The sequence below is a fragment of the Haloleucobacter albus genome (assembly GCF_052492075.1).
Genome location: NZ_JBQWAS010000025.1, coordinates 84,985 through 107,528, shown reverse-complemented (window position 1 = coordinate 107,528; position 22,544 = coordinate 84,985). Strand labels below are relative to the sequence as shown.

At 61.6% G+C, this 22,544-nt stretch carries 22 protein-coding genes; 9 read left to right on the top strand and 13 right to left on the bottom strand.

Going from position 1 to position 22,544, the window contains the following annotated elements; all coding sequences use genetic code 11:
- Position 1: 1 nt before the first annotated feature.
- Positions 2–361 (bottom strand): arsenate reductase (glutaredoxin), encoded by a 360-nt coding sequence (gene arsC / locus ACT6QH_RS07835; protein ID WP_444974256.1) that lies wholly within the window; start codon positions 359–361, stop codon positions 2–4.
- A gap of 287 nt (positions 362–648) precedes the next feature.
- On the opposite strand from arsC, the gene lptM reads away from it, so the two are divergent.
- On the top strand, positions 649–996 hold the full coding sequence (lptM, locus tag ACT6QH_RS07830) for an LPS translocon maturation chaperone LptM (RefSeq protein ID WP_444974255.1): 348 nt from the start codon (positions 649–651) through the stop codon (positions 994–996).
- A gap of 146 nt (positions 997–1,142) precedes the next feature.
- Complete coding sequence (gene lysA / locus ACT6QH_RS07825) at positions 1,143–2,408, top strand: diaminopimelate decarboxylase (RefSeq protein WP_444974254.1); 1,266 nt, start codon at positions 1,143–1,145, stop codon at positions 2,406–2,408.
- A gap of 120 nt (positions 2,409–2,528) precedes the next feature.
- Here the strand turns inward: lysA and ACT6QH_RS07820 are convergent, their stop codons facing one another.
- Positions 2,529–3,602: an AI-2E family transporter gene (locus ACT6QH_RS07820; RefSeq protein WP_444974253.1), complete on the bottom strand. Its 1,074-nt coding sequence runs from the start codon at positions 3,600–3,602 to the stop codon at positions 2,529–2,531.
- Positions 3,603–3,690: 88 nt separating this feature from the next.
- Entirely contained in the window at positions 3,691–4,623 is a 933-nt protein-coding gene (locus ACT6QH_RS07815) for a LysR family transcriptional regulator (RefSeq protein WP_444974252.1), read from the bottom strand.
- Positions 4,624–4,731: 108 nt separating this feature from the next.
- Between ACT6QH_RS07815 and ACT6QH_RS07810 the strand changes: the two genes are divergently transcribed.
- From ACT6QH_RS07810 to ACT6QH_RS07790, 5 genes are all read left to right on the top strand, one after another.
- Positions 4,732–5,382: a peroxiredoxin gene (locus tag ACT6QH_RS07810; protein WP_444974251.1), complete on the top strand. Its 651-nt coding sequence runs from the start codon at positions 4,732–4,734 to the stop codon at positions 5,380–5,382.
- 69 nt (positions 5,383–5,451) lie between these two features.
- On the top strand, positions 5,452–5,895 hold the full coding sequence (locus ACT6QH_RS07805; protein WP_444974250.1) for a Dps family protein: 444 nt from the start codon (positions 5,452–5,454) through the stop codon (positions 5,893–5,895).
- A 133-nt stretch (positions 5,896–6,028) separates the two neighbouring features.
- Positions 6,029–7,474, top strand: coding sequence for a cryptochrome/photolyase family protein (locus ACT6QH_RS07800; RefSeq protein ID WP_444974249.1), 1,446 nt, complete (start codon positions 6,029–6,031; stop codon positions 7,472–7,474).
- Between the two features lie 91 nt (positions 7,475–7,565).
- Entirely contained in the window at positions 7,566–8,045 is a 480-nt protein-coding gene (locus tag ACT6QH_RS07795; RefSeq protein ID WP_444974248.1) for a MarR family winged helix-turn-helix transcriptional regulator, read from the top strand.
- A complete protein-coding gene (locus tag ACT6QH_RS07790; protein ID WP_444974247.1) occupies positions 8,045–10,027 on the top strand; it encodes an FUSC family protein in 1,983 nt (660 codons plus the stop codon). The genes ACT6QH_RS07795 and ACT6QH_RS07790 overlap by 1 nt, the downstream gene beginning before the upstream one ends.
- A 112-nt stretch (positions 10,028–10,139) precedes the next feature.
- On the opposite strand, the gene ACT6QH_RS07785 is transcribed toward ACT6QH_RS07790, so the two are convergent.
- On the bottom strand, positions 10,140–10,994 hold the full coding sequence (locus ACT6QH_RS07785; protein ID WP_444974246.1) for a PPC domain-containing DNA-binding protein: 855 nt from the start codon (positions 10,992–10,994) through the stop codon (positions 10,140–10,142).
- Positions 10,995–11,274: 280 nt separating this feature from the next.
- Here ACT6QH_RS07785 and ACT6QH_RS07780 point away from each other — a divergent pair, with 280 nt between their 5' ends.
- Positions 11,275–11,751: an Lrp/AsnC family transcriptional regulator gene (locus tag ACT6QH_RS07780; protein ID WP_444974245.1), complete on the top strand. Its 477-nt coding sequence runs from the start codon at positions 11,275–11,277 to the stop codon at positions 11,749–11,751.
- Between the two features lie 39 nt (positions 11,752–11,790).
- Here ACT6QH_RS07780 and dld read toward each other — a convergent pair whose 3' ends face one another.
- From dld to ACT6QH_RS07765, 3 genes are all read right to left on the bottom strand, one after another.
- Positions 11,791–13,521, bottom strand: a complete 1,731-nt coding sequence (gene dld, locus ACT6QH_RS07775) for a D-lactate dehydrogenase (RefSeq protein WP_444974244.1) — start codon at positions 13,519–13,521, stop codon at positions 11,791–11,793.
- A gap of 466 nt (positions 13,522–13,987) precedes the next feature.
- Positions 13,988–14,350, bottom strand: coding sequence for a PPC domain-containing DNA-binding protein (locus ACT6QH_RS07770; protein ID WP_444974347.1), 363 nt, complete (start codon positions 14,348–14,350; stop codon positions 13,988–13,990).
- Between the two features lie 79 nt (positions 14,351–14,429).
- Positions 14,430–14,999: a PPC domain-containing DNA-binding protein gene (locus ACT6QH_RS07765; RefSeq protein WP_444974243.1), complete on the bottom strand. Its 570-nt coding sequence runs from the start codon at positions 14,997–14,999 to the stop codon at positions 14,430–14,432.
- A gap of 350 nt (positions 15,000–15,349) precedes the next feature.
- On the opposite strand from ACT6QH_RS07765, the gene ACT6QH_RS07760 reads away from it, so the two are divergent.
- Entirely contained in the window at positions 15,350–15,808 is a 459-nt protein-coding gene (locus ACT6QH_RS07760; RefSeq protein WP_444974242.1) for an Lrp/AsnC family transcriptional regulator, read from the top strand.
- A 76-nt stretch (positions 15,809–15,884) separates the two neighbouring features.
- On the opposite strand, the gene ACT6QH_RS07755 is transcribed toward ACT6QH_RS07760, so the two are convergent.
- The 6 genes from ACT6QH_RS07755 to ACT6QH_RS07730 form a co-directional block, all read right to left on the bottom strand.
- Entirely contained in the window at positions 15,885–16,649 is a 765-nt protein-coding gene (locus ACT6QH_RS07755; RefSeq protein ID WP_444974241.1) for an SDR family NAD(P)-dependent oxidoreductase, read from the bottom strand.
- A gap of 36 nt (positions 16,650–16,685) precedes the next feature.
- Positions 16,686–18,260 carry an acyl-CoA synthetase gene (locus ACT6QH_RS07750; protein ID WP_444974346.1) on the bottom strand — a complete coding sequence of 525 codons (1,575 nt, stop codon included), beginning with the start codon at positions 18,258–18,260 and terminating at the stop codon, positions 16,686–16,688.
- 47 nt (positions 18,261–18,307) lie between these two features.
- On the bottom strand, positions 18,308–19,477 hold the full coding sequence (locus ACT6QH_RS07745; protein ID WP_444974240.1) for an acetyl-CoA acetyltransferase: 1,170 nt from the start codon (positions 19,475–19,477) through the stop codon (positions 18,308–18,310).
- Positions 19,474–20,346 (bottom strand): IclR family transcriptional regulator, encoded by an 873-nt coding sequence (locus ACT6QH_RS07740; RefSeq protein WP_444974239.1) that lies wholly within the window; start codon positions 20,344–20,346, stop codon positions 19,474–19,476. The genes ACT6QH_RS07745 and ACT6QH_RS07740 overlap by 4 nt, the downstream gene beginning before the upstream one ends.
- Before the next feature lie 173 nt (positions 20,347–20,519).
- Positions 20,520–21,314 carry an SDR family NAD(P)-dependent oxidoreductase gene (locus ACT6QH_RS07735; protein ID WP_444974345.1) on the bottom strand — a complete coding sequence of 265 codons (795 nt, stop codon included), beginning with the start codon at positions 21,312–21,314 and terminating at the stop codon, positions 20,520–20,522.
- Between the two features lie 184 nt (positions 21,315–21,498).
- Positions 21,499–22,527, bottom strand: a complete 1,029-nt coding sequence (locus ACT6QH_RS07730; RefSeq protein WP_444974238.1) for a TRAP transporter substrate-binding protein — start codon at positions 22,525–22,527, stop codon at positions 21,499–21,501.
- Between the last annotated feature and the right edge of the window lie 17 nt (positions 22,528–22,544).

Genomic DNA, 22,544 nt, shown 5'->3' with positions numbered 1-22,544 from the left:
GTCAGATGATCTCTTCAACCTTGTCCATGGGCCGGCACAGACGCACGCCCCTGGAGGTGAAGACGAAGGGACGTTCGATCAATGCGGGGTGGGCGATCATGGCATCCAGCAGGGCGTCATCAGTGAGGCTTTCATCGGCCAGGCCCAGTTCGGTATAAAGATCGCCCTTTTGTCGCAGGGCCTCGCGCACGCTGATGCCGGCGGCAGCAATGGCGCCGGCCAGTTCTTCACGGCTGGGCGGGGTCTTCAGATACTGGATGATTGTCGGGGTCAGGCCGGCCTCTTCCAGCCGGGCCAGAGTCTTGCGGGAGGTGCCACAGACAGGGTTATGCCAGATGGTGACAGGCGCAGCATTGGCCATGGGGCAAATTCCATATGGGAGAAACAGATGCGCGTAGCTGATCCGGCTCATGCGCGCGCCCATGAAGGCGGCATGTGGCAGGGCTGTCAACGGCCTGCCGTGCAGGATTTCGGATGTGTGCAAACCGATAGCCCTGTTTCAGGCCGGAATTGGGCTGCCCGCATCATCACGCTATTGTTAGCCGGTTCTCTTCCCGCTTATCTGGGCAGATTTGGCCGAAGGGGCTCGCCTTTGACGCGATGCAGGCTATATTGGCCGCGAATTCACCTCCCCGACGGCTGCCATATATGCCCCGCCTTTCTCTTTCCTTCGCTCTTCTCATGACGCTTGCGGTTGCGGCATGTGGCGTGAAAGGGCCTCTTGAACTGCCGCCGAATGCGCAAGGCGCACCGGGGGCGCAGGCTTCCACGCAAGGCCAGCCGGGCCAGCAGGCCAGCCCGGCGACAGGGGCAACTGCGAGCCAGGCTTCCACCCGCGAAACCTGGGCAACGCCGCAGGGCGCAACGGGTCAGGGCGGGGGTGCCACGGCCGGTACATCCTTTGGCTGGGGCCAGTCCAACCGGCAGACCGAGGAAGACCACCTGAAGGGCGCGGAAGCGCCGAACCGTTCCTTCTTCCTCGACTGGCTGCTCTGAGCCAACGCATCATTTCCACGGGTCATCCGCCAGGGCGTGCGCAGCCACAGGCTTCGGGCTGGCTGCGGCATGGGGGATCACCCGGTGGTCGCCCACCCCGATTGCTCGGGGGTGGGCGCGGCTTCTGATATTAAGGCACGCCTGCCATGCATCATTTTACCTATCGCAATGGCCGCATGTTCGCGGAAGGCCAGGACCTGACCGCAATGGCCGAAACGGTGAAAACACCGTTCTATTGCTATTCTTCCGCCACGCTGGAGCGGCACTACAAGGTGTTCATGGAGGCCTTCAGTGGCTCCGACGCCCTGCTGTGCTATGCACTGAAGGCCAATTCCAACCAGTCTGTCATCGCCACTCTGGCCCGGCTGGGCGCGGGGGCGGATATTGTCTCCGGCGGTGAATTGCGCCGGGCCCTCTCGGCTGGCATTCCCGGTGAACGCATCGTGTTTTCCGGTGTTGGCAAGACGCAGGATGAAATGGCGGCGGCGCTTCAGGCCGGCATCAAGTGCTTCAATGTGGAGAGCGAGCCGGAGCTGGAGGCGCTTTCAGAAGTAGCCAGCGCACTGGGTCGCAAGGCTCCGGTTTCCGTGCGGGTGAACCCGGACGTGGATGCGAAGACCCACCAGAAGATTTCCACCGGTCGTTCGGCCACCAAGTTCGGCATTCCCATTTCCCGCGCGCGGGAGGTGTATGAGGGCGCTGCCCGCCTGCCCGGCATCGACGTGACTGGCGTGGACATGCATATCGGTAGCCAGATCACCGATATGGCTCCTTTCGAGAATGCCGTCGCGCTGCTGGCGGAGCTGGCGCGTGATCTGATGGCGGCGGGTCATGATCTGCGGCATCTGGATCTGGGTGGCGGGCTGGGCGTGCCCTATGCCGCCAGTGATCCGACGCCCCCTCCGCCGGATATTTATGCTGGCGTGGTGCGCAAGGCGCTGGGCGGGCTGGAACTGCCGCTGATTTTCGAGATGGGCCGCATGATCGTGGCCAATGCCGGCATTCTTGTCACCAGGGTGCTCTATGTGAAGCGCGGCGAGGACAAGACCTTCGTCATTGTCGATGCGGCGATGAATGATCTCATTCGGCCAACCCTTTATGAGGCGTATCATGATATTCTGCCGGTGCGTGAAGCGCCTGCCGATGCGCGGATGATGGTGGCCGATGTGGTTGGCCCGGTCTGCGAAACGGGGGATTTCCTCGCCCTTGCCCGCCCCATGGCAGAGCTGAAGGCGGGCGATCTGCTGGCGGTGATGACGGCGGGCGCTTATGGCGCGGTGCAGGCATCCACCTATAATACGCGCCCGCTCATTCCCGAGGTTCTGGTGCGGGGCGACCAGATGGCGGTGGTGCGTCCGCGCGTGGATGCGGAAATGCTCATCGGCCTCGACCGCACCGCCCCCTGGCTATGAGCAGAGCCAACCGTTCCCCTTCGGTTTGCGGGGCTTGATGTGATGATTTGTCTTCCGGCCCGGCATTGTCCGGGCCGGTGGCGTTTCGGGGCCTGAAACTGCCGGGCCCCTCCATGTCGATCAGCCCGGTTCGCCGGGGGTGGGCATCCGGGCCTTGTCATCTGCAAACAGGGACCACACCGCCACGAACAGCGCGACAATGAGCGGCCCGATGACAAAACCATTCATGCCCACCATGGACAGCCCTCCAAGCGTGGAGATGAGCACGGCATAATCCGGCAGCATGGTGCCACGCCCGACCAGGGGCGGGCGGAGGAAATTGTCGATCATGCTGATGATGAGAACGCCGACGGCCAGCAGAATGCCAGCTTTCAGATAATCACCCGTCAGCGCCAGATAGAGGGCGGTCGGCATCCAGATGAGCGCGGAGCCTACGGCCGGCAGCAGGGAGAGGATGGCCATCAGCACCGCCCACAGAAGGGCCGCCTGAATATCCAGCAGCCAGAAGGTGATGCCGCCAATGCCCCCCTGGATGATGGCGATGATGACATTGCCCTTCACAGTCGCCTTCACGACGGATGAAAACTTCTCGAGAATATGATCGGTATGATGCTCTTCCAGTGGGCTGGCGCGGCGCAGATTGTCAATCAGGCGGCTGCCGTCGCGGAACAGGAAGAAGAGCAGATACAGCATCACGCCAAGGCTGATGATGAATTGCGCCGTATTCTGCCCGATGGCCACCGCCTTGGTGGCAATGATCTGGCTGGCTTGCAGGAAGAATGAGGTCAGCCGGGCTTCTATTTCCGAGATATTGCCGAGATCCAGCGCCTCAAGGCCGCGACGGGCAAAATCGGGCAGGCTGTTCTGCAACTGGGCCAAAGCCGGGCCGGGGGCAAATTGCCGGTTGCTGATACGCTCATAAAGCCCTGTGGCCTCCTGGGCGAGGGAGGTCATGATGATTGTACCGGGAATGACGACAATGCAGATGCAGGCCAGCACGCTGAGCAGGGCGGCCACATTCCTGCATCCCCCGGTGAACCGGACAAGGCGCTTTTGCAGGGGGTTGAACAGGATTGCCAGAATCACGGCCCACAGAACCGCGCCATAATAAGGCAGAATCAGCAGAATGAAGGCCACCGTGACAAGGGTGATAGTGGCCAGAAAGCCGAGTTCGTAAATCTTGGTGCGCGTCATTGGATTCTCTGATCCATACGTGATGAACGGGCAGAGTAGTGCATTTCCCGCCGAAAGGCAGGCGCTTCATCTCGGTGCCTGTTCAGCTTCAGGCGGGGGCCGGGCCTTCCGGGCGGGGGTCTTTGAGGGCCTGCTCTTGTGCGGTGGCGAGCAGATTCTCATGCGTGTTTTGCAGAAGCGCGCCGATCCTGCGGAAGATATCCGCGCGGGAAGATGTGCTGCGCCACACCAGCACCACGCATCGCGGACAGGCACCGGGCAGGGGGGCGAGGGTGATGTGCTGCACCCCCACCACTCCGGCCGCCACAGCCAGGTTGGGCAGCAGGGTCAGGCCCAGTCCCTCGCTGACCATGGCGATGAGTGTGGTGAGGCTGGTGGCGGCAAAGCTCTCATCCTGCTCCAGAAATTTATCGGGAAAGGCGCTGAGGGCATGGCGTTGCAGGCAGTGGCCTTTTTCCAGCAGCAGCAGCTTGCTGCTCTCCAGCAGTTGCGGGCGGCTGGTATCGGGCGGGGCGGCAAGCTGGTAGCCATCTTCAAACAGCTCCATGCTTTCCAGCGTGCCGATGGGAAAGGGCAGGGCGATCAGCGCCACATCCAGCCGGCCCTCATGCACGCCTTCCAGCAGGCTTTCCGTCAGCTCCTCGCGCAGAAACAGGCGCAGGGCGGGAAACTGACGGCGGATGAGCGGCAACGCCGGAGGCAGCAGAAAGGGGCCGATGGTGGGGATGGCACCGAGCCGCAGATCCCCTTCATCCGGCCGCAGATGCGCGGCGGCCAGATCCTCGATCTCGCGCGCGGCGGTGAGCAGCAGGCGGCTGCGCGCGGTGATCCGGTCACCAATCTCGGTCATCATCACCTTGCGGCGGGTGCGTTCCACCAGCTGCACGCCCAGCCTGTCCTCCAGTTCCTTGAGGGCGGAACTGAGCGTGGGCTGGGTGACGTGGCATTTCTCGGCCGCGCGCGAGAAGTTCAGTTCATCGGCAACGGCGACAAGAAAGCGGAGCTGGCGCAGGGTGATCATGTTTCATTATAGAAAATCTAAATAACAGATGCTTCTTTAATCAATTTCACAAACATCTGGCAAGGGCCTATCTGTGTGGTCACACCACGGATGCAGGAGGGCATTCCCATGACCCAGCAGATCACAGCGCAGGTCCCCGCGCCGCGCCTGAATGAAATGGCGCCGGATTTTGACGCGCCCACCACCCACGGCCAGAAGAAGCTGGCGGATTATCGTGGCCAGTGGCTGGTGCTGTTTTCCCACCCGGCAGATTTTACGCCAGTCTGCACTACCGAGTTCATCGGTTTCGCCAGGCGGCATGAGGATTTCGCCGCCCGCAATACGCAGTTGCTGGGGCTCTCCATTGACAGTCACTATTCGCATATTGCCTGGGTGCGTAATATTCGCGAGAAATTCGGCGTGGACGTGAAGTTCCCCATCATCGCGGATCTCAGCATGAAGGTGGCGTCGGCCTATGGCATGATCCAGCCCGGCGCTTCGGATACCGCCGCCGTGCGCGCCACATTCATCATCGACCCGGAAGGCGTGCTGCGCGCCATGGTCTATTATCCGATGAATGCGGGGCGCTCAGTGAATGAGATTTTTCGCCTTCTGGTGGCGCTGCAAACGGCGGATGCCAATGGCTGCGCCATGCCGGAAAACTGGGAGCCCGGCCAGCCGGTGATTGTGCCCACCCCGAAAACCCCGGAAGAGGCGGAACAGCGCGCCTCTGAAGGATATGATACGGTCGATTGGTATTTTTCGACCCGCATGCTGTGATGAACCGGGCCCGCTGCGGCGGGCCTCTGCTCGCAACCCTTCTATCCATTTGAAACAGGAGACAGGTCCATGAGCACGCAGACACAGAACACCGTCGAGAGCCTGAAGAAGATTCTGGGCGGCACCTTCCGCCTCTATGTGCAGACCCACGGCTATCACTGGAATGTGGAGGGGCCGGATTTTCGCCAGCTCCACGCGGCCTTCGAGGAACAGTACACCAATCTGTGGGAAGCGCTGGATGAGGTGGCTGAGCGGATTCGCGCACTGGGGGCCTATGCGCCGGGTTCGGTGACGGAGCTGATGGCACTGGCGGGGCCGGAAGCCGGCCCTGTCCAGTCGGCTAATGATATGGTGAAGGCCCTGCTCTCGTCCCATGAGGGCGTGGCGGCAGAGCTGCGCGGGGCCATCAAGGTGGCGCAGGCCGCTGAGGATGAGGTCACCGTGGGCATGCTGACCGACCGGCTGGAATGGCACGAAAAGGAAATGTGGATGATGCGGGCCGGGCAGGCCTGAGCATCTCTGTAATGACGGCGGAGGCATGCCCGTGCCTCCGCTGTTCTGCCATATGCCTTTGTGCCATATGGAATTGTCAGGCCCCTTGCGGGGCCTGATCTGTATGGCTCTCCTGAGCGGAAGGGTGTTGGCGATGCCCCAGTCCCCGGCTGTGATCTGGTTTCGTGATGATCTGCGGCTGGCCGATCATGCCGCGCTGGATGCGGCGGCGCGCAGTGGGCGGCCGCTTGTGGCGCTTTATGTGCTGGAAGACCCCACCGAGGTGGAGGGTCTGCGCTCGCTGGGTGGGGCCACGCTGTGGTGGCTGGGTGGTGCGCTGCGGGCCCTCTCCGTACGGCTGGAGACCCATGGGGTGCGCCTGCTGCTCAGGCGCGGGCCGGCGCGGGAATGTGTGCCGCAGGTGGCCAGACAGGCCGGGGCCGGGCTGGTGGTGTTCAATCACCGCTCCGGGGCCGGGGCCATGGCGGTGGACCGGGAGGTGACCGCCCTGTTGCAGGCGCAAGGCTGCGCGGTTCTCTCCTTTCCCGGCCATCTGCTGCATGAACCGGGAAAGGTGGTGACACAGGCTGGCAGCCTGCCCCGCACCTTCGCTGCTTTTCAGGTCGCAGCACGGCGGCTTGGGCCGCTTTCTCCACCGCTGCCGGCACCCGTGCATCTGCGCCCCTTGCAGGCGGAGTGGGGGGTGGATGATGTCAGCCCGGATGATCTGGAGCCCCATAGGCCGGATTGGGCCGGCGGCCTGCGCGCAGCATGGACGCCGGGGGAGATCGCTGCGCAGCAGCGCATGTCGGAATTTCTGGAAGGCGGTTTGCGCGGCTATGCCGCCGGGCGGGATATTCCGGGGGCGGATCATATCTCCCGGCTGTCCCCGCATCTGCGGTTTGGCGAGATTTCGCCGCGCCAGATTCTGCATGCGCTGTATCACCATCGCGCGGCGGGCGATGCGCCGGGTATGGATGCGGAAAAGTTTGAGGCCGAACTTTACTGGCGGGAATTTTCTCACCATCTGCTGTTCGCCTTTCCGCAGATGACGGATCACAATTTGCAGCGCCGTTTTGATGCGTTCCCCTGGCGCACCGCTCCGCATGAACTGGAAGCCTGGCAGCAGGGGTGCACGGGTTATCCGCTGGTGGATGCCGGCATGCGTGAGTTGTGGCAGACAGGCTGGATGCACAACCGGGTGCGCATGGTGGTGGCCTCTTTCCTCTCCAAGCATTTGTTGCAGGATTGGCGGGCCGGCGAAGCCTGGTTCTGGGATACGCTGGTGGATGCGGATATCGCCAGTAACCCCGCCAACTGGCAGTGGGTGGCCGGCACAGGCATGGATGCCGCACCCTATTTCCGCATCTTCAACCCGGTTTTGCAGGGTGAGAAGTTCGACCCGGAAGGCACATATGTGCGCCGGTTCGTACCGGAGCTGTCCGGTCTGCCGACATCCGTAATTCATAAACCATGGGCCGCAGGGGCCGGGCGGCTGAAAGCGGCGGGCATCCGGCTGGGCGAAACCTATCCCGAACCTATTGTGGACCACGCGATGGCTCGCGCCCGAGCGCTGGAGGCTTTTCAGGCCACACGCTGAAGGCTGATGACGGGCGGTTCGTGCGTTGGCTTTCATTTTCATTGGATTCAATTTATTTGAATTCAAATTGTTTGTATGTCACCTATATGGCATGACATGCCCCAGCCCCTCTCCCCGCCTGCGATTTGGCTTTCAGTTCGTCACTCTGGCCCGTCAGTGGCGGCAGGCCGTGGATGCCCGTCTGGCCGCTACCGGGCTGACAGACGCCACATGGGCCCCGCTGGTGCACTTGCAGGAGGCGGGCGATGGCATCAGTCAGAAGGAGTTGGCCGCGCGGGTGGGCATAGAAGGCTCCACGCTGGTGCGCCTGCTGGATATTCTGGTGAAACAGGAACTGGTGGAGCGGCATTGCCATGAAGCCGATCGCCGGACCAACCGCATCGTGCTGACGGACAAGGGGCGGGAGGTGCTCACCTCCATCCGCCGCCAGTTGTCGGAAGCCGAAGCCAGCTTTCTGGCGGATCTGAGCGATGCGGATCTGGCTTTCATGCTGGATGTGTTTGATCGTATCGGCGCGCGCCTGCATCCCGCCTCTTGCGCCGCTCCGGCTGCCCCGGAGGATGCAGCCTGATGCGCGGCCCGGCTGTTCTTTCACGTCTGGGTTTTGATGTTCCGCGGCTGGCTTTCACCCTGCGCACCATGCTGGCGGCCTGTCTGGCCCTTTGGGTGGCCTGGCTGCTGGGGCTGGAACATCCCCAGTGGTCGGCCATGACGGTGTGGGCCGCCTCCCAGCCCACGCGCGGCCAACTGGCGGAAAAGAGTTTCTTTCGCTTTGCCGGCACGGTCAGCGGGGTGGTTGCCGGGGTCATTCTGGTGATGATCTCGGTGGATCGGCCCTATCTGCTGGTGGGCGGGCTGGCCATATGGACAGGGCTGTGCGCCGGAATTGGAAATGTGCAGCGCGGTTTCGTCTCCTATGGCACATTGCTGGCGGGCTATTCGGCGGCCATGGTGGCCCTGCTGGATACCGGAAATCCAGCCCAGCATGTGCTGGTGCTCGGCACGGATCGCCTGCTCACGGTGCTTACAGGCGTGGTGGCCGCCTTTATCATGGGCTGGTTGCTCACACCAAAGGGGGCGGAAGACCCTCTGGCCGCCCGCATGCGCAGGCTGACAGCCCGGCTATTGAGAGATCTGGCGGGCGAAGAACGCGCCCCCGCCTCTCAGGCTGAATTGCAGGCGGCGCTATCTGAAATTGCGGCCATTGATGAATTGCTGGAGCCGTCATCCGCTGGCGGGCTGCGGCCCCGGCGGGCGGTGCGGGCCAGCCGCGCGGTGCTCAATGCCAATATGTCGGTCCTGTTCTGGCTGAACCGGGCGGAGACGGAGCAGGGTGGTGAAGGCCCGCAGGGTATCTTGTCCTTGCACCATGCGCAGCCAGCTCTTCAGGCTGCCTTGCTACGTGGGGCGCAGGCGCTGGAAGCTTGTGCACCATCCGAAACGGTGCGTCTGGCGCTGACTGAGGCGGCGGATGCAGCCGAAGGGCCGCTGCGGGATCATCTGCGCGGGCTGGCGTCAGCGCTGGAGCAGCAGGCCGGAACGGAACTGGCGGCGGATATGGCGGATGGCGCCATGGTGGTGCTGCACCGCGACTGGACCGGCGCATGGCAGGCCATGGTGCGCACATTTCTCGCAATGCTGGCCATGGGCGCGCTCTGGCTCACAACCGGCTGGAGCAGCGGGCCTTATACGCTGCTGGGGTTGGCGGTGATGGTGTCGCTGTTCTCGACTTTCGATAATCCGGCTCTCATCATGCGCCCTGTCTTTTTCGGGCAGTTGATGGGCGGGCTGGGGGCCTTGGCCTGCCACTGGCTGGCTTGGCCTTTGGCTGGCAGCGAGGCGGGGCTGGTGGCCATGATGATGCCTTTCATTCTGTTGGGGGCGCTGCTGCTGGCGCATCGCCGCACCATGGCCTCGGGATTCGATTACAACATGACGGTCCTGTTGCTGTTGCAGCCGCATTATCCGCTCACGGGCACATTCGGACATTCCGTTTCCATGGTGCTGGCGGTCATCCTCGCGCCGGTGGCGGCCTGGGCGGCGTTCCGGCTGATTTACCCGGTGGATGGACGCGCGCGCATGGCCATGTTGATGGCGGCTCAGCCGGATGCGATGCGGGGCCAGAAGGACCGTGTCAGCATGTGGCGGGCGCGTTTTTATCATCGCCTGCTGCGGCTGGTGCGCTGGAGTGAAAAGGTGGGGCAGACGGATGCCGCCGCCACGGCCTTCGGGCTGGCCGTGCTGAATATAGGCCGCGCCATTTTGGCCATGCAGGAGCGGGCGGGGGATATGACCTTGCCGGCGCAGGTGCGCCGCAGCCTCACTCTGGCGTTGGGACGCATGGAGAGCCTCGCCGGCCAGCCGGAGCGCACACAGTACGCCTTCATGCGGGCCGCAGAATTGCTGAGGCGTCATCATGATCCGGCGGGGCCTGTGGTGCATCTTGCCGCTGGGGATATGGCCGCGAATGTCGCTCTGTTACGCGGGATCTCCCAGCGCAGCCGGCCGGCCGCTTTTCTGGGACAGGCAGCCTTGCGCCAAGGCGGCTTGTGAGGGCCTGAGCCGCTAGGGGAATGCGCCCTCGTTTCTGCAAGGGGAGCTTGCGTCAAGGAGCGGAACATGGATTTGCCGGCAATCCATGTTCCGCTGCTGCATCCGGTCCTGTTCAGGTCTGGGCCACGATCATGAGTTCCGCCGTGACGCAGACCGGGTTGCCACCATGGCGCAGCTTGCCTGTACGCACCGTGCCATGCACATCCACGGCCGTCATGCGGATATGGGCGCGGCCCTGTTCCACCATGCCTTTTTCCACCACCACCTCAGTGATGGGGCAGGTGATGCGGGGCGCATCCTCAAAATCGGGACGAATGATGCTGCCCAGGCCGATGATGTCGGCATGGGCAATACCGTGGGCCGCACATGCCTCTTCGATGGCGCGGCTGAAATCCTCATGTGGGCGAATGCGCAGCAACAGGCCGAAGCCGGCGCTTTCATCCGGGTGAGGGGTGCCGGTGGGCGCATAGAGCGTGAAGTTGGTTTCGGCATCCGGTTGGCACTCAAAGGTGGCCGTGGGGCTGCCAAAGCCGGTGACGGTGATGGGGGCGCTCACCACGCATTCCGAGGTCAGCATATGGCCCATGGGTGGCAGATCACCAGCCGCCTGCCAGCGCCCGTGGCAATGCACGAAAGCGTGCCCTTCCCGCCAGCCGACCACGGCGGTTGCCGCAAGAATGCTGGCACCTCCGGGCGGTGTGCGGGTTTCGCTGTACCAGGCGGCATGTTCGGCATCTGTTGAAAAGGCCGGGCCGACAAAATGGAACGGTGCGCAGGCTCCACCTGCCAGCTGTGCAAGGCCACCTCGGCAACCGGCCGCGTGAAACAGACGATGGAGGCCATCCGTCAGGGTTTCACCCATCAGCAACTGGCCAGACACCGGAACAAGGCCGGTGCGCAGGGTCTGGATGCGTTCAGGTGCGGGCGGGCCGGGGTGGCGCACATGCGCTACGGGGGGCGCAGGCAAGCGCGTATTCAGAGAGGTGTGAACAGCTGATTCAGAGCGTTCATGAGCTGGGGCAATGTCATTCATGATGCTGCGGGCCTTGGACGATGTTGTGTTCTTGGTTGTTGAAGGACCGCGCCTGCGCACCGCCCTTCAGACACAGGCGCGGGGCTGGTGCGCGTCTGTGTTCTCCCATGGTTCAAGCATACAGATATTGTGCAGGCATTTGGGTGCGTTCTGATTTATCATTGGCGAAAATTAAGGATCAAATGATCCCATAAATCAGGGCAGGAAAGATCATATGAACCCAGATCGCGAGCTGGATCGGTTCGATCTGCGCATTCTTCAGGTGCTCTCCAAGGAGGGGCGCATCAGCTGGCGAGAGTTGGCGGACCGTATCGGCCTGTCCTTTTCACCCACCTTGCGCCGTGTGCATCGCATGGAAGAAGAGGGCACCATTCGCGGCTATATGGTGGATATTGATGAGCGGCGCATTCTGGGGGCGATGACGGTGTTCATCCATGTCACGCTGGAGCGGCAGGTGAAGGAGATTCTGGACCCTTTCGAGGCCAAGGTGGCGCAAATGCCGGAAGTGGTTGGCGGTTTTCTCATCAGTGGCAGCACGGATTACATGCTGCACGCCACCGTGCGTGATCTGCCCCATTATCAGGCCACGCTGGATTATCTCACCACCTTGCCGGGGGTGGCGCGCATCCAGTCCAATTTTGCCGTCAAGACCTTTATCCGGCGCAATAATCCCTTGATTGCACCCGGCTAGAACGCTTTCTGGCCGGGTGCAGGGGCGCGCGCAGGGGGCTCAGGCTGAAGGCCGGGCGTGTCGCTCTTCCGGTGGAATCCAGCGCATGGTCTTGGTGGTGCGGCCAATGCCGGGATTGAGGCAATTGCAGGGGTCGAGCGTCTTGTAATGGCTCACCACCTGGTCTGGAGCATCATAGAGGTGTCCGAAATTATGTTCGGCCGGATATTGCGCCCCGCGTGCATCCAGAAGTTTCCACATGGCATGCTCCAGAGCAATCGGGTCACTCCCCTTGCGGATGATGTAATCCTGATGGAATACATGGCAGAAGAAATGGCCATAATAGAGCTTGTGGATGATGATATCATCCATATCCTGTGGCAATGTTTCCACAAACTCCCGCTCTGAACGCTTCAGTGCAATATCGAGAGAGACGATATCCTCCACCTCATTCTGATGCACGGCACGATAGCGAATGGCCGCGCCCGCAGCGGCGAAGCGGTGCAGGAAGGCCTTTGCGCCTTCCTCGGGCGTGCATTCAAACATGTCACCGCGCGCGGAGGGGAAGACATCAGAGAGATAAGCGCGCGCTTCTTCAATACCCGCCCCGCCCATCTTGAGCATCAGATGATGTTCATAAGTATCTCGGTAGTCATTCATGCGCCGGGGCAGATGTGAGGGGAAGAAACGGCTCGCCGCCTGCATCATCCTGTCGCTCAGATGTTGCGGCAGGAAGGGCACGCGCCCGGCGATGGCGTCGAACCGGGCCTTGGTGGCGAACAGATCCGGCAGACGCGCCGTGCCCAGCTTCTCAATGGCGAGGAACATGTCTTTGCCATAGATGGCAGCAATATCATACGCCGTGCGATGAATATATTCGCCCGCAATCGGCAAATTCCTGAACTTTGAAAGAATATGCCGGCGTATGTCTTCCAGCTCTGCCGGGTCATTCGTGCCGATATAGAAGACCTGTGTCTGTTTCTCCATCGGGAAGGTGTCGAGCCTTACGGCGAATGTCACCACCTTGCCGGCGCTGCCTGCGGCTTCAAACAGGCGGCGCGGATCAGCATTGAAGCGCGCCGGTGTTTCCGCCTCCACATCCCGTACATGGACGGCGTAATCCTTGTCCGACGCCATGCGGTTGGGATCGTGGGTGATCTGCGCATCGGTGAAGCTGTCGGCATCCAGCGCGGCGAGGATTGTTTCCGGGTCATCCCCTAGATTGATGCCGAGATGGTTGATGAGATTGAGCTTTCCGCTCTCATCCACCTGCGCGAACAGGGCCAGCTCTGTATAGGCCGGGCCGCGATGAATGAGCGCGCCGCCGGAATTGTTGCTGACCCCGCCCAGCACCGAAGCGCCAATGCAGGATGACCCGATTACGGAATGCGGCTCGCGCCCCAGCGGACGCAGGGCGTCTTCAAGTTCATAGAGCCGTGCGCCGGGATGGCACACCACCTGGCGGCCGTCATCAATCAGGCGAATATGGTTGAGACGCACCGTGCTGAGAATGACAATGGGGCGATCATAATCTGTCCCATCCGGGGTTGAGCCGCCGGTCAGGCCTGTATTGGCGGCCTGCATGATGATGATGACGCCGGCTTCCACGCAGGCTTTCACCACATGCCACTGTTCCACCAGGCTGCCGGGCGAAACCACGGCCAGCGCCGGCCCATTGCCAAAGCGGAAACCCGTGCGGAAGCGGGCGGTTTGGGAAGGCTCCGTCAGCACATGCCGGGCCCCGACGATAGATTTCAGTTGCGCGACAAGTGTTGCGCCGGCGCTGCTCATCAAACCTGCTCCTTCCCATCCGGCTGCTGCCTGCCGCGGGCCATGCTGTGCCGCCGGCCTTGCCTGCACCGGGTGCAGTAAACATGCGGGAAGGGCGTATGAATGTGCGAACCATGGTGGTTGGCGTGGCGCAGAATGCCAGCCTTGTCTGCACGCCTACACCCGTCAGGCCATGCTGACATTCAACTTTGCCCTTGGCGACATGAAACACATGCCGGATGGTCCATGATCTGAACCTGTATTGTAGTTTCTGCCCGCTATTCTTGCGCCATTCGAGTGAATACGCAATGCAAAACATGCTGTTCCATGATGTGCGGGGGCTGTATCGTGGATCATTGCATTACATGTGGCATTCTGCTGAACCGGGCCGCCCTGCCCGGCCCCAGGGGGAGGGAGCTGAAGGGCAGGGCGGCCCTGCGCCCGCCATGGTGGCGCCGGGCACAAGGGTGATGCGGAACGGACGGCTTCAGGGCTTTTCAGGCAGCCACTCTTCCAGCGTGACCTCGAAGGTCATGCAGACAATGTTGGAGCCGGGGATGAAGGGGCCTCCATAAACATTGCCTTCAGGGTCTGCCACCACGCCGGAGAGTGCGGCCGAGAGCGAGCCATCCGGCTGTTCGCGCACCTCGCCGGCCAGGCTCACGATTTCAACGGCCGGGCCCTTGATGTGGAGATATTTGCCATCATTCGTGCCGAGGCATCCATCCACCAGGCTGCCCAGTGCGCCACGCACGAATGCGTTGCGGAAGCCATTGACAAGACAAAGCTTTTCAATGCAGCGCACGAGGTCTTCATTGGGGGCGATGCGGGCATAGGCCACGCGCCCCATATGGCCATTTTCCACCACTGCCGCCGGCATGTGCGTGACGGGGGCAGCGGGAGATGCGGAAAGGTCCGTCGGGGAGGAGTCAGTTTTGGGGGCGTCCATCATGGGCTTCGGCCTTGCTGGGCTGGAGAAGGGGGATATTGGTTTCCGGGTCGAAGGACTGGCGTAACTCGAAGCTGTCGAGGGAGGTCACCAGAATGGAAATGGGCATTTCGCCGATGATGGAACTTTCGGTGAGAATATGCCCGCCCTTCACCTCTCCGCCTTCGGTGCGAATGGCCGCATGGCAATGCACAAGCGGCTTGCCGGACATGCTGACCCCAACCGTGGCATTGCCAAACACCATATAGGTGCGCCCGGCATAGATGGGTTTGGTGTAGGCGATCACGGCCTTTTTGGTCGGGTCCGGTGGAGCGACGCAATAATCCAGCGTTTCAAACATGCCGCCCAGAATGGTGGTGGAGGCATGCCGTATGCCGTTTTCAGCCAGCGGCTGCACCAGTGCATCGAACAGGCTGAGGCCCGGCTTCAGCGACAGGCGAATATGGCGCGCGGTCTGCGAATGCAGGCTGTGAATGCGTATGGGATTATAGCTGCCGGGATGAATCAGTGTTCTGGGACGCGGAAACTGCGAGGAGGCTTCGGCTTTCATCTCAGGTCTCCAAAGGCTGCACGCGAGACATCCTGCAAGGCGGTCGGGAGACTGTTTGCCGGCAAGCACATGGGTTGCACGGAAGAGTTGTGCTCTTCTTGTGCATGGCGTCATTACATGCGGCATCGCACAAGTGCGATTGTTCCCTACCCGTTTCAGGGCATCTTTTCATGATGCTTTCTTGTGCCCTGGCCACTGACCATCAGGCATATTCATACTATAGTCCTGAACCTTGGAAATATCTTTCTTATTTTGCCGCGATAGACATGAAATTCAGAACAGGAATGAACAATTCCGTGATAAAGAAGAACAAGCAATCTGCTTCAGAGGCGGTCCCTCGACCGCTGGACATGATGGATCGAAAGATCCTCTCAGCCCTGCGGGCGGATGGACGGCTGACCATGGCCGAACTGGCGCAGCAGGTGGGCTTGTCCCAGTCGCCCTGCTGGACACGGGTGAAGCGGCTGGAGGCGATGGGCGTGATTGATGGTTATGTGGCCGTCATCGACCACAAGGCCATTGGCCTGACAGATATCGTCTTCATCGAGATTTCACTGGCGCGGCACGATGAAAAGGTGCTGGAGCGGTTCGGTGAACTTGTGACCCAGATCCCGGAAGTCGTCGAGGCGCATCTCGTCACCGGCGAATATGATTATCTGGTGAAGGTGGCCGTGGCCGGGACGGAACATTATGAGCGCTTTCTGCGTGAGCGCCTCTACCGTATCGAGGGCATTCGACAATCTCGTTCCACTTTTGCGCTGCGGGCGCTCAAGCGGTCCATTTCTGTCAATCCGACGGATTTTACATGATGATATAAAAAGGCCCCATGCTTTTGGCATGGGGCCTTTCCACTTCTGCGGGGCACACAGGAACTTGAACGCAGCGTCACACCGGCTGTAGCAGGCCGCCAACGCTGAAGCCGCCATCCACGGCAAGGGTCTGGCCGGTGATGTAGCTGGCCTTGTTTTCATTCAGAAGAAAGGCGATGGCGCCGGAAACCTCATCCGGCGTGGCATAGCGATGCATCGGCACGGTGTCTTCCCAGGCCTTGCGCTTGTCGGCCGAGTGGATGACCTTCGCCATGGGTGTTTCGATTGGGCCGGGCGCGATGGCGTTGACGCGAATGCCATGCTCGGCAAATTCCACCGCCAGAATGCGGGTCATCTGGATGACCGCACCCTTGGAGGCGCCATAGGCCGTGCGGTTCATGTTGCCGCGCAGGCCGGAAACCGAGGCGATATTGACGATGGAGCCGCCGCCAGTGTCTTTCATCACTTTCGCGACTTCACGGGTAATCACGAAGCTGCCGATCAGGTTGATATCCAGAATCCGGCGGAACTCCTCCACCGTGGTTTCAAATGCGGGGGTGAGAATGCCGATGCCGGCGGAATTCACCAGCCCGCTTATGGGGCCGAACGCCTTCACCCAGCCTGCCACGGCATTGATGACGCCGGTTTCATCGGTCACATCAAGACGGGCGAAATGCACCTTGTCTCCATGAGCCGCGAGTGCGGTGCGGGCGCTTTCAAGAGCGGCTTCACCAATATCGGCTGCAATCACATGGCGGCCTTCCCGCAGAAGTTCTTCCACAACGGAAAGACCAATGCCGGATGCGCCACCGGTGACGATAACAGAACCTTCCCTGGACACAGCGTTTCCTCTTGTTGATTGTTTGGGTGGGTGGATTTACTGCGCAGCCACGCTTTGGGCTGTCAGCTCTCCACGCGCTTCCAGTGCTTCACGCACCATTTTCTTGGTAATTTTGCCATAGGCCGATTTGGGCAGGCTGTCCCAGAACAGAACGCGCTTGGGCAGCTTGTAACGGGAGACTTTCGGCTCCAGGAAGCTGAGGATGTCTGCCTGCGAGACGGCAGAGCCGGGGCGAGCCACGCAGACTGCAATACCAACCTCGCCCCATTTGGCATCTGGCACGCCCACAATGGCCACTTCATCAATATCGGCATGAGTCAGGAGTTTTTCCTCAATCTCACGCGGATACACATTCGAGCCGCCGGAAATATACATGTCCGAAGCCCGGCCGGTAATATAGACGAAGCCCTGTTCATCCATGTGGCCCAGATCACCAGTGCGGAACCAGCCCTTGCGGAAGGCTTTTTCATTGGCTTCCGGGTTGTTGTAGTAACCGGCCAGCACAGCCGGACCACATACGCAGATCTCGCCCGTCTCGAACGGGTTCACTTCTGCGCCATCTTCATCCTGAATCTGCACCTGCATGGCGGTACGTTCAAAACCGCAGGTGCCGATCTTCACATGCGGGCCGTCCTCCATCTCATGCAGGGCAGGGGGCAGAACCGTGATGTTACCCGTTACTTCTCCCAGCCCGAAATACTGCACCAGAACCTTGCCGAGCTTCTTCAGCGCGCGCTTCTGGTCTTCGCGATACATCGGTGCGCCAGCATAGATCACATAGCGCAGGGAGGAATGATCGAACGCATCCACCGAGGGATGTTCCACCAGCATCTTGGTGATGGTGGGCACGGTGAAGATATTCGTCACCTTCCAGTCCTGCACAATACGCCAGGCTTCGGGGATATCGAAGCTGTCGGTGGGCAGAAGAATGGTCTTCACCGCGCGGGCGGTGTTGACGAGCTGGTGAATGCCCGCGCCGTGGGAGAGCGGGGCCACCACCAGCGAGGCATCCTGCTGGGTGGTGCCGGGCATCAGGTCACACAAATGATTGGTGACGACGAAGCCCATCTGCCCGTGGGTGAGAACGGCGGCCTTCGGCCGGCCCGTGGTGCCGGAGGTGAAGAAGAACCAGCACGGGTCATCATGCTCCACATCCGCAGGGGTGAAGCGTGTGCCGAGATGTTCGGCCACCAGTGCATCATAGGAGAGGCCGAGGCCGGTCTCGCCAATCTCCACCACCGTATGAATGCCGGGCGCATCGCGGCGGGCAGCGGGCACATGGTCCGGGAAGTCCGCGTGGCAGATCATCGCTGTCGCGCCACTGGCCTCGGCCAGATAGGCCACCTCATCCGGGGTCTGCCGGAAATTGGTGGGTACCCACACGGCCCCCATGCGGAAGCAGGCGAACATGGATTCAAACATCTGCGTGCAGTTCTTGGACTGCACGAGGACGCGATCCCCCTTGGTGACGCCATGGGCGGCCAGTGCCGTGCACATGGCGTCCACCCGCGCATCGATCTGGCTCCAGTTGAGAACCAGATCGCCATGGACAAAGCCAACCTCCTGCGGGAAGCGGCGGGCCGCCTGACGCAGAAAATGGGCCAGATTCATCACACGCTTGGTGCAGGGGGTCACGCCCCCCTTCGGTGCTGTGCCGCTCACTTCAGCCGCTCCAGGATCGAGACATAATTTGCGACGGCCGCGCCGCCCATATTGAAGATGCCGGCCACGGTGGCATCCTTGATCTGCATGTCGCCGGCTTCACCCAGAAGCTGCATGGCGCACAGGGCGTGCATGGAAACGCCGGTTGCGCCGACCGGGTGCCCCTTGGCCTTGAGGCCGCCAGAGGGGTTTACCGGCAGGCGGCCGGTCTTCTCGGTCAGTCCCTCGCGCACCACCTTGTAGCCCTCGCCGGGTTTGGCCAGGCCCATGGCCTCATATTCGATCATCTCGGCGATGGTGAAGCAGTCATGGGTTTCGACAAGGCTGAGGTCATCCAGCGTCATGCCGGCCTGTTCCAGCGCGGCCGCCCATGCGCGACGGGCACCTTCAAACGCGATGGGATCGCGGCGGGACAGGGGCAGGATGTCATTGCGATGGGCGCGGGCGCGGAAGGAAATGGCGCGGGGCAGTTCTCGGGCGATCTCCTCGTCCGCCACCACCAGCGCGGCCGCGCCATCGGAGATCAGCGAGCAGTCCGTGCGGCGCAGCGGGCCAGCCACCAGCGGGTTGCGGTCGGAAACCGTGTTGCAAAACTCGAAGCCCAGATCCTTGCGCATCTGTGCATAGGGGTTGGACACGCCATTATGGTGGTTCTTGGCGGCAATGCGGGCCAGCTCCTCGGAGCGGTCGCCATAGCGCTGGAAATAGGTCTGGGCGATGCGGCCGAACACGCCGGCAAAGCCGCCCTCAATATCGGCCTCTTCCTTGCGATAGCAGGCATTCAGAAGAATATCGCCGACTTCTGCCGTGGGCTTGGCCGTCATCTTTTCCGCACCTACCACAAGGGCGACGCGGCCGCGACCGGATTCGATGAAATCCAGCGCGCTATAGAGCGCGGCGGAACCGGTGGCGCAGGCATTTTCCATGCGCACGGCAGGTGTATAGGCCAGCCGTTCATCGGCCAGCGCCACAAGGCCAGCCTGAAAATCCTGCTTGGAGAAGCCGGAATTCATCACGCCCACAAAGATGCCATCCACCTGTTCGGGGGTGAGGCCGGAATTCTCGATGGCCGCGCCGGACACGCGCGCCATCAGGGCTTCGGTATCGGGGTCTTCGGATTTGCCAAACTGGGTGTGGGCGACGCCGACAATACAGGCTCGTGTCATTTCGAGGTCTTTCTGTTGTGCGTGAGGGCGGCAAGCTGGGCGCGGCGCAGATGCGCCTGTTGCTCGCCGGAGTGGGTGGAGGGCTGTTGCAGGGCAGCCTCCAGAATGAGGGCCTCCTTGCGCAGAATGGGCGCCAGTTCGGTACGGCGCTCTTCCTGGAGGCGGCTTTCGATGGCGGCGATGGAGAGGGCGCCAATGGGCAGGCCCTGCGCATCGCGCACCGCAATGCCGATGGCCCATGAACCCGGCATGAGAATACCGGGGTTGAAGGCGTATCCGTTATTTCGGGTTTCTTCGACGCAGCGCCAAAGAAGTTCGGGAGAATAGGTGGGGTATTCATCCCGCAGCAATTTGGCGTTCTGCTCCAGAACCTGCGTTACGCCTTCATCCGGGAGGGCCGCGAGAATGGCGAGACTGCCCCCGCCCACGCCCAGGGGGTGTCGGTCCCCCGCCTTGAGAACCTGGGTGCGGATGGGGAAGGCGCCTTCCTCGCAATGCAGGCAGACAGAGAAGCTATCCCGTCGCACGGAGACGAAAGCACTGTCCTCGCTGGCGATGGCCAGACGGGACAGGCCCGCAAGAGACAGGGCGTGAATGCCGAAGCGTGCGCTGGCGGCAATGCCCAGCACATAGGCTTCCGGGCCAATGAAATAACGCCGGGAGACGTGATCCTGTTCGACCATTCCGCCCCGCATCAGTGCCAGAAGCAGACGCCGCACGGTGGGTTTGGGCAGGCCGGAATGGGCGACGAGATCCGCCAGGCGGGTTCCTTCCGGGCCGGCGCGACCCACCAGCTGCATCAGTCTCAAGGTGCGCTCAATGCTTTGAGCGCCATCTCGTCTGTCTTCATCCATGACTACATGATCCATAATACGGAACTTATCTTTGAATTCATGCTGCTCATGATGGGCATAAATAAAAGATACTGTCACGGTAAAACAAAGGGCGAAGTCTGATCTTTTAAATCAGATCTACAATGCGGAACTCTTGAAGCCCATTTCCCCTTCGGGCGAAGGCGGAGCGACAATGGGATGCGGTGCGCTCAGGCGCACCGCCCGCTCAGGCCGCCATCCACCACCAGATCTGCGCCATTGATGTAGCGCGCCTCGTCCGAGGCCAGGAACAGCGCGGCATAGGCCGTATCCCAGGCATTGCCCATTTTGCCTGTGGGGGAGATGCGATCACGCTTGGCGATCATCTCATCCACATCGCCACCATAGCTGTCCGCCAGCGGGGCATTGATCATGGGTGTATGCATCAGCCCCGGCAACACGCAGTTGGCGCGAATGCCCTGCCCGGCATATTGCAGGGCGATATTCTGCGTCAGCGCCAGAACGGCAGCCTTGGAGGCGGAATAGGCGGCATAGGGAAAGCCGATCCAGCGCAGCGCCGCTACGGAGGACACATTCACGATGCTGCCCCCGCCCTGCGCCACCATGTGCGGCAAGGCGTGCTTGCAGGTGAGGAAAACGCTGGTCTGGTTCACCGCGATGACGCGGTTCCAGCTCTCTTCACTGGCTTCCACCGGCCCGCCGGTTTCGGCGATGCCGACATTGTTATGCAGCACATCAATGCCGCCGAAAGCCTCCACACAGGCTTGCACCATGGCGGAGCAATCCTTGGATTGCGCGACATTGCCGGTGGCGATTTCACAGGTGCCGCCTTCCTTCAGAATGATGTCACGCGTTTCCTCGGCCGCTTCCCGCCGCAGATCCGCAGCCAGAACCTGAGCGCCCTCACGGGCATAGAGCACTGCCGCCGCCTTGCCATTGCCCCAGCCTTCGCCGCTGGAGCCCGCGCCTGTCACCAGAACGCGCTTGCCCGCCATACGACCCACCATGATGTATCCTCCCGCCTGCATCCGCAGCATGTGTCCGGTCGGGGCGAGGCCGTCGGGCAGACGTGCGCCGTCGCTTTCCGTCCGGCGGCAACATGCGCATGTTGCCGCGGCCGATGCAGTTCTGTGTTGTGTTGTTGTTCAGGGCAGGGGCTGAAGCGCGGGCCTCAGCCCCTGTTTATCTTCAGATGAGCTTGCCGGTATACTGTTCCAGCACATCCCAGGCGGCATCGCCGAACTTGCCCTTCCACTCGGCATAGAAGCCGCCTTCGCGCAGCTTCTCGCGGAAGGGGGCCGTATCCACCTTGTTCACCGCCATGCCTTCCTTGGCGAGACCTTCGGCCAGTTCGAGATTCATCTTCTCGACAGCCGCGCGCTCATCCATGCCGGCCTGATTGATGTTCTTGGCGACGATTTCCTGAATATCTTCCGGCAGGCGACGCCAGGCGCGGCCATTGGCCAGGAACCAGTAGCCATCCCACGCATGATTGGTGAGAGACAGGTTCTTTTGCACCTCATACAGCTTGGCAGTGGAGATGACGGCCATCGGGTTTTCCTGGGCGTCAATCACGCGGGTCTGAAGGGCGGAATAGACTTCCGTAAAGTTCATGCCCACCGGCGCGGCATCCAGGGTCTGGAACAGCGAGGTAAGGATCTGGCTCACCGGCACGCGGATCTTCAGCCCGTCGAAGCTGGCGGGAGATTCGATCGGAATGGTGGAGGTGGTGACCTGACGGAAGCCGTTGTCCCAGATCGTCTCCATGGGCACGAGGTTCACCTTGGAGATCTGCTGGCGCAGATAAGTGCCCAGCCCACCATCCATGGCTTTCCATACCGAGGCGTAATCGGGGAAGATGAAGCCGAGGCTGTTGATGGCCGTGACCGGCACCAGCGTGGACAGGATAAGGCCCGAAAGGGTGAAGAATTCCACGCCGCCCGCACGCAGCTGGCTGAGCATGTCGGTATCGGAGCCGAGCTGGTTGTTGGGGAAGATTTGCAGCTCGAAGCGCCCGCCTGTCTGCTCCCTGATGCGCTCTGCCGCCTGCTTGGCGCAGATGTTCATCGGGTGGGACAGGGGCAGGTTGTTGGCGTATTTGTAGGTGAACTCTGCCCCGGCGGCGCGGGCGACGTGCGGCATGGCCAGCGCACCCGTGCCGAGGGCTCCGGCACCCAGAGCAGTCATTTGCAGCATCTGACGGCGGTTCATCATCATTTTTCTCCCTGGATCGC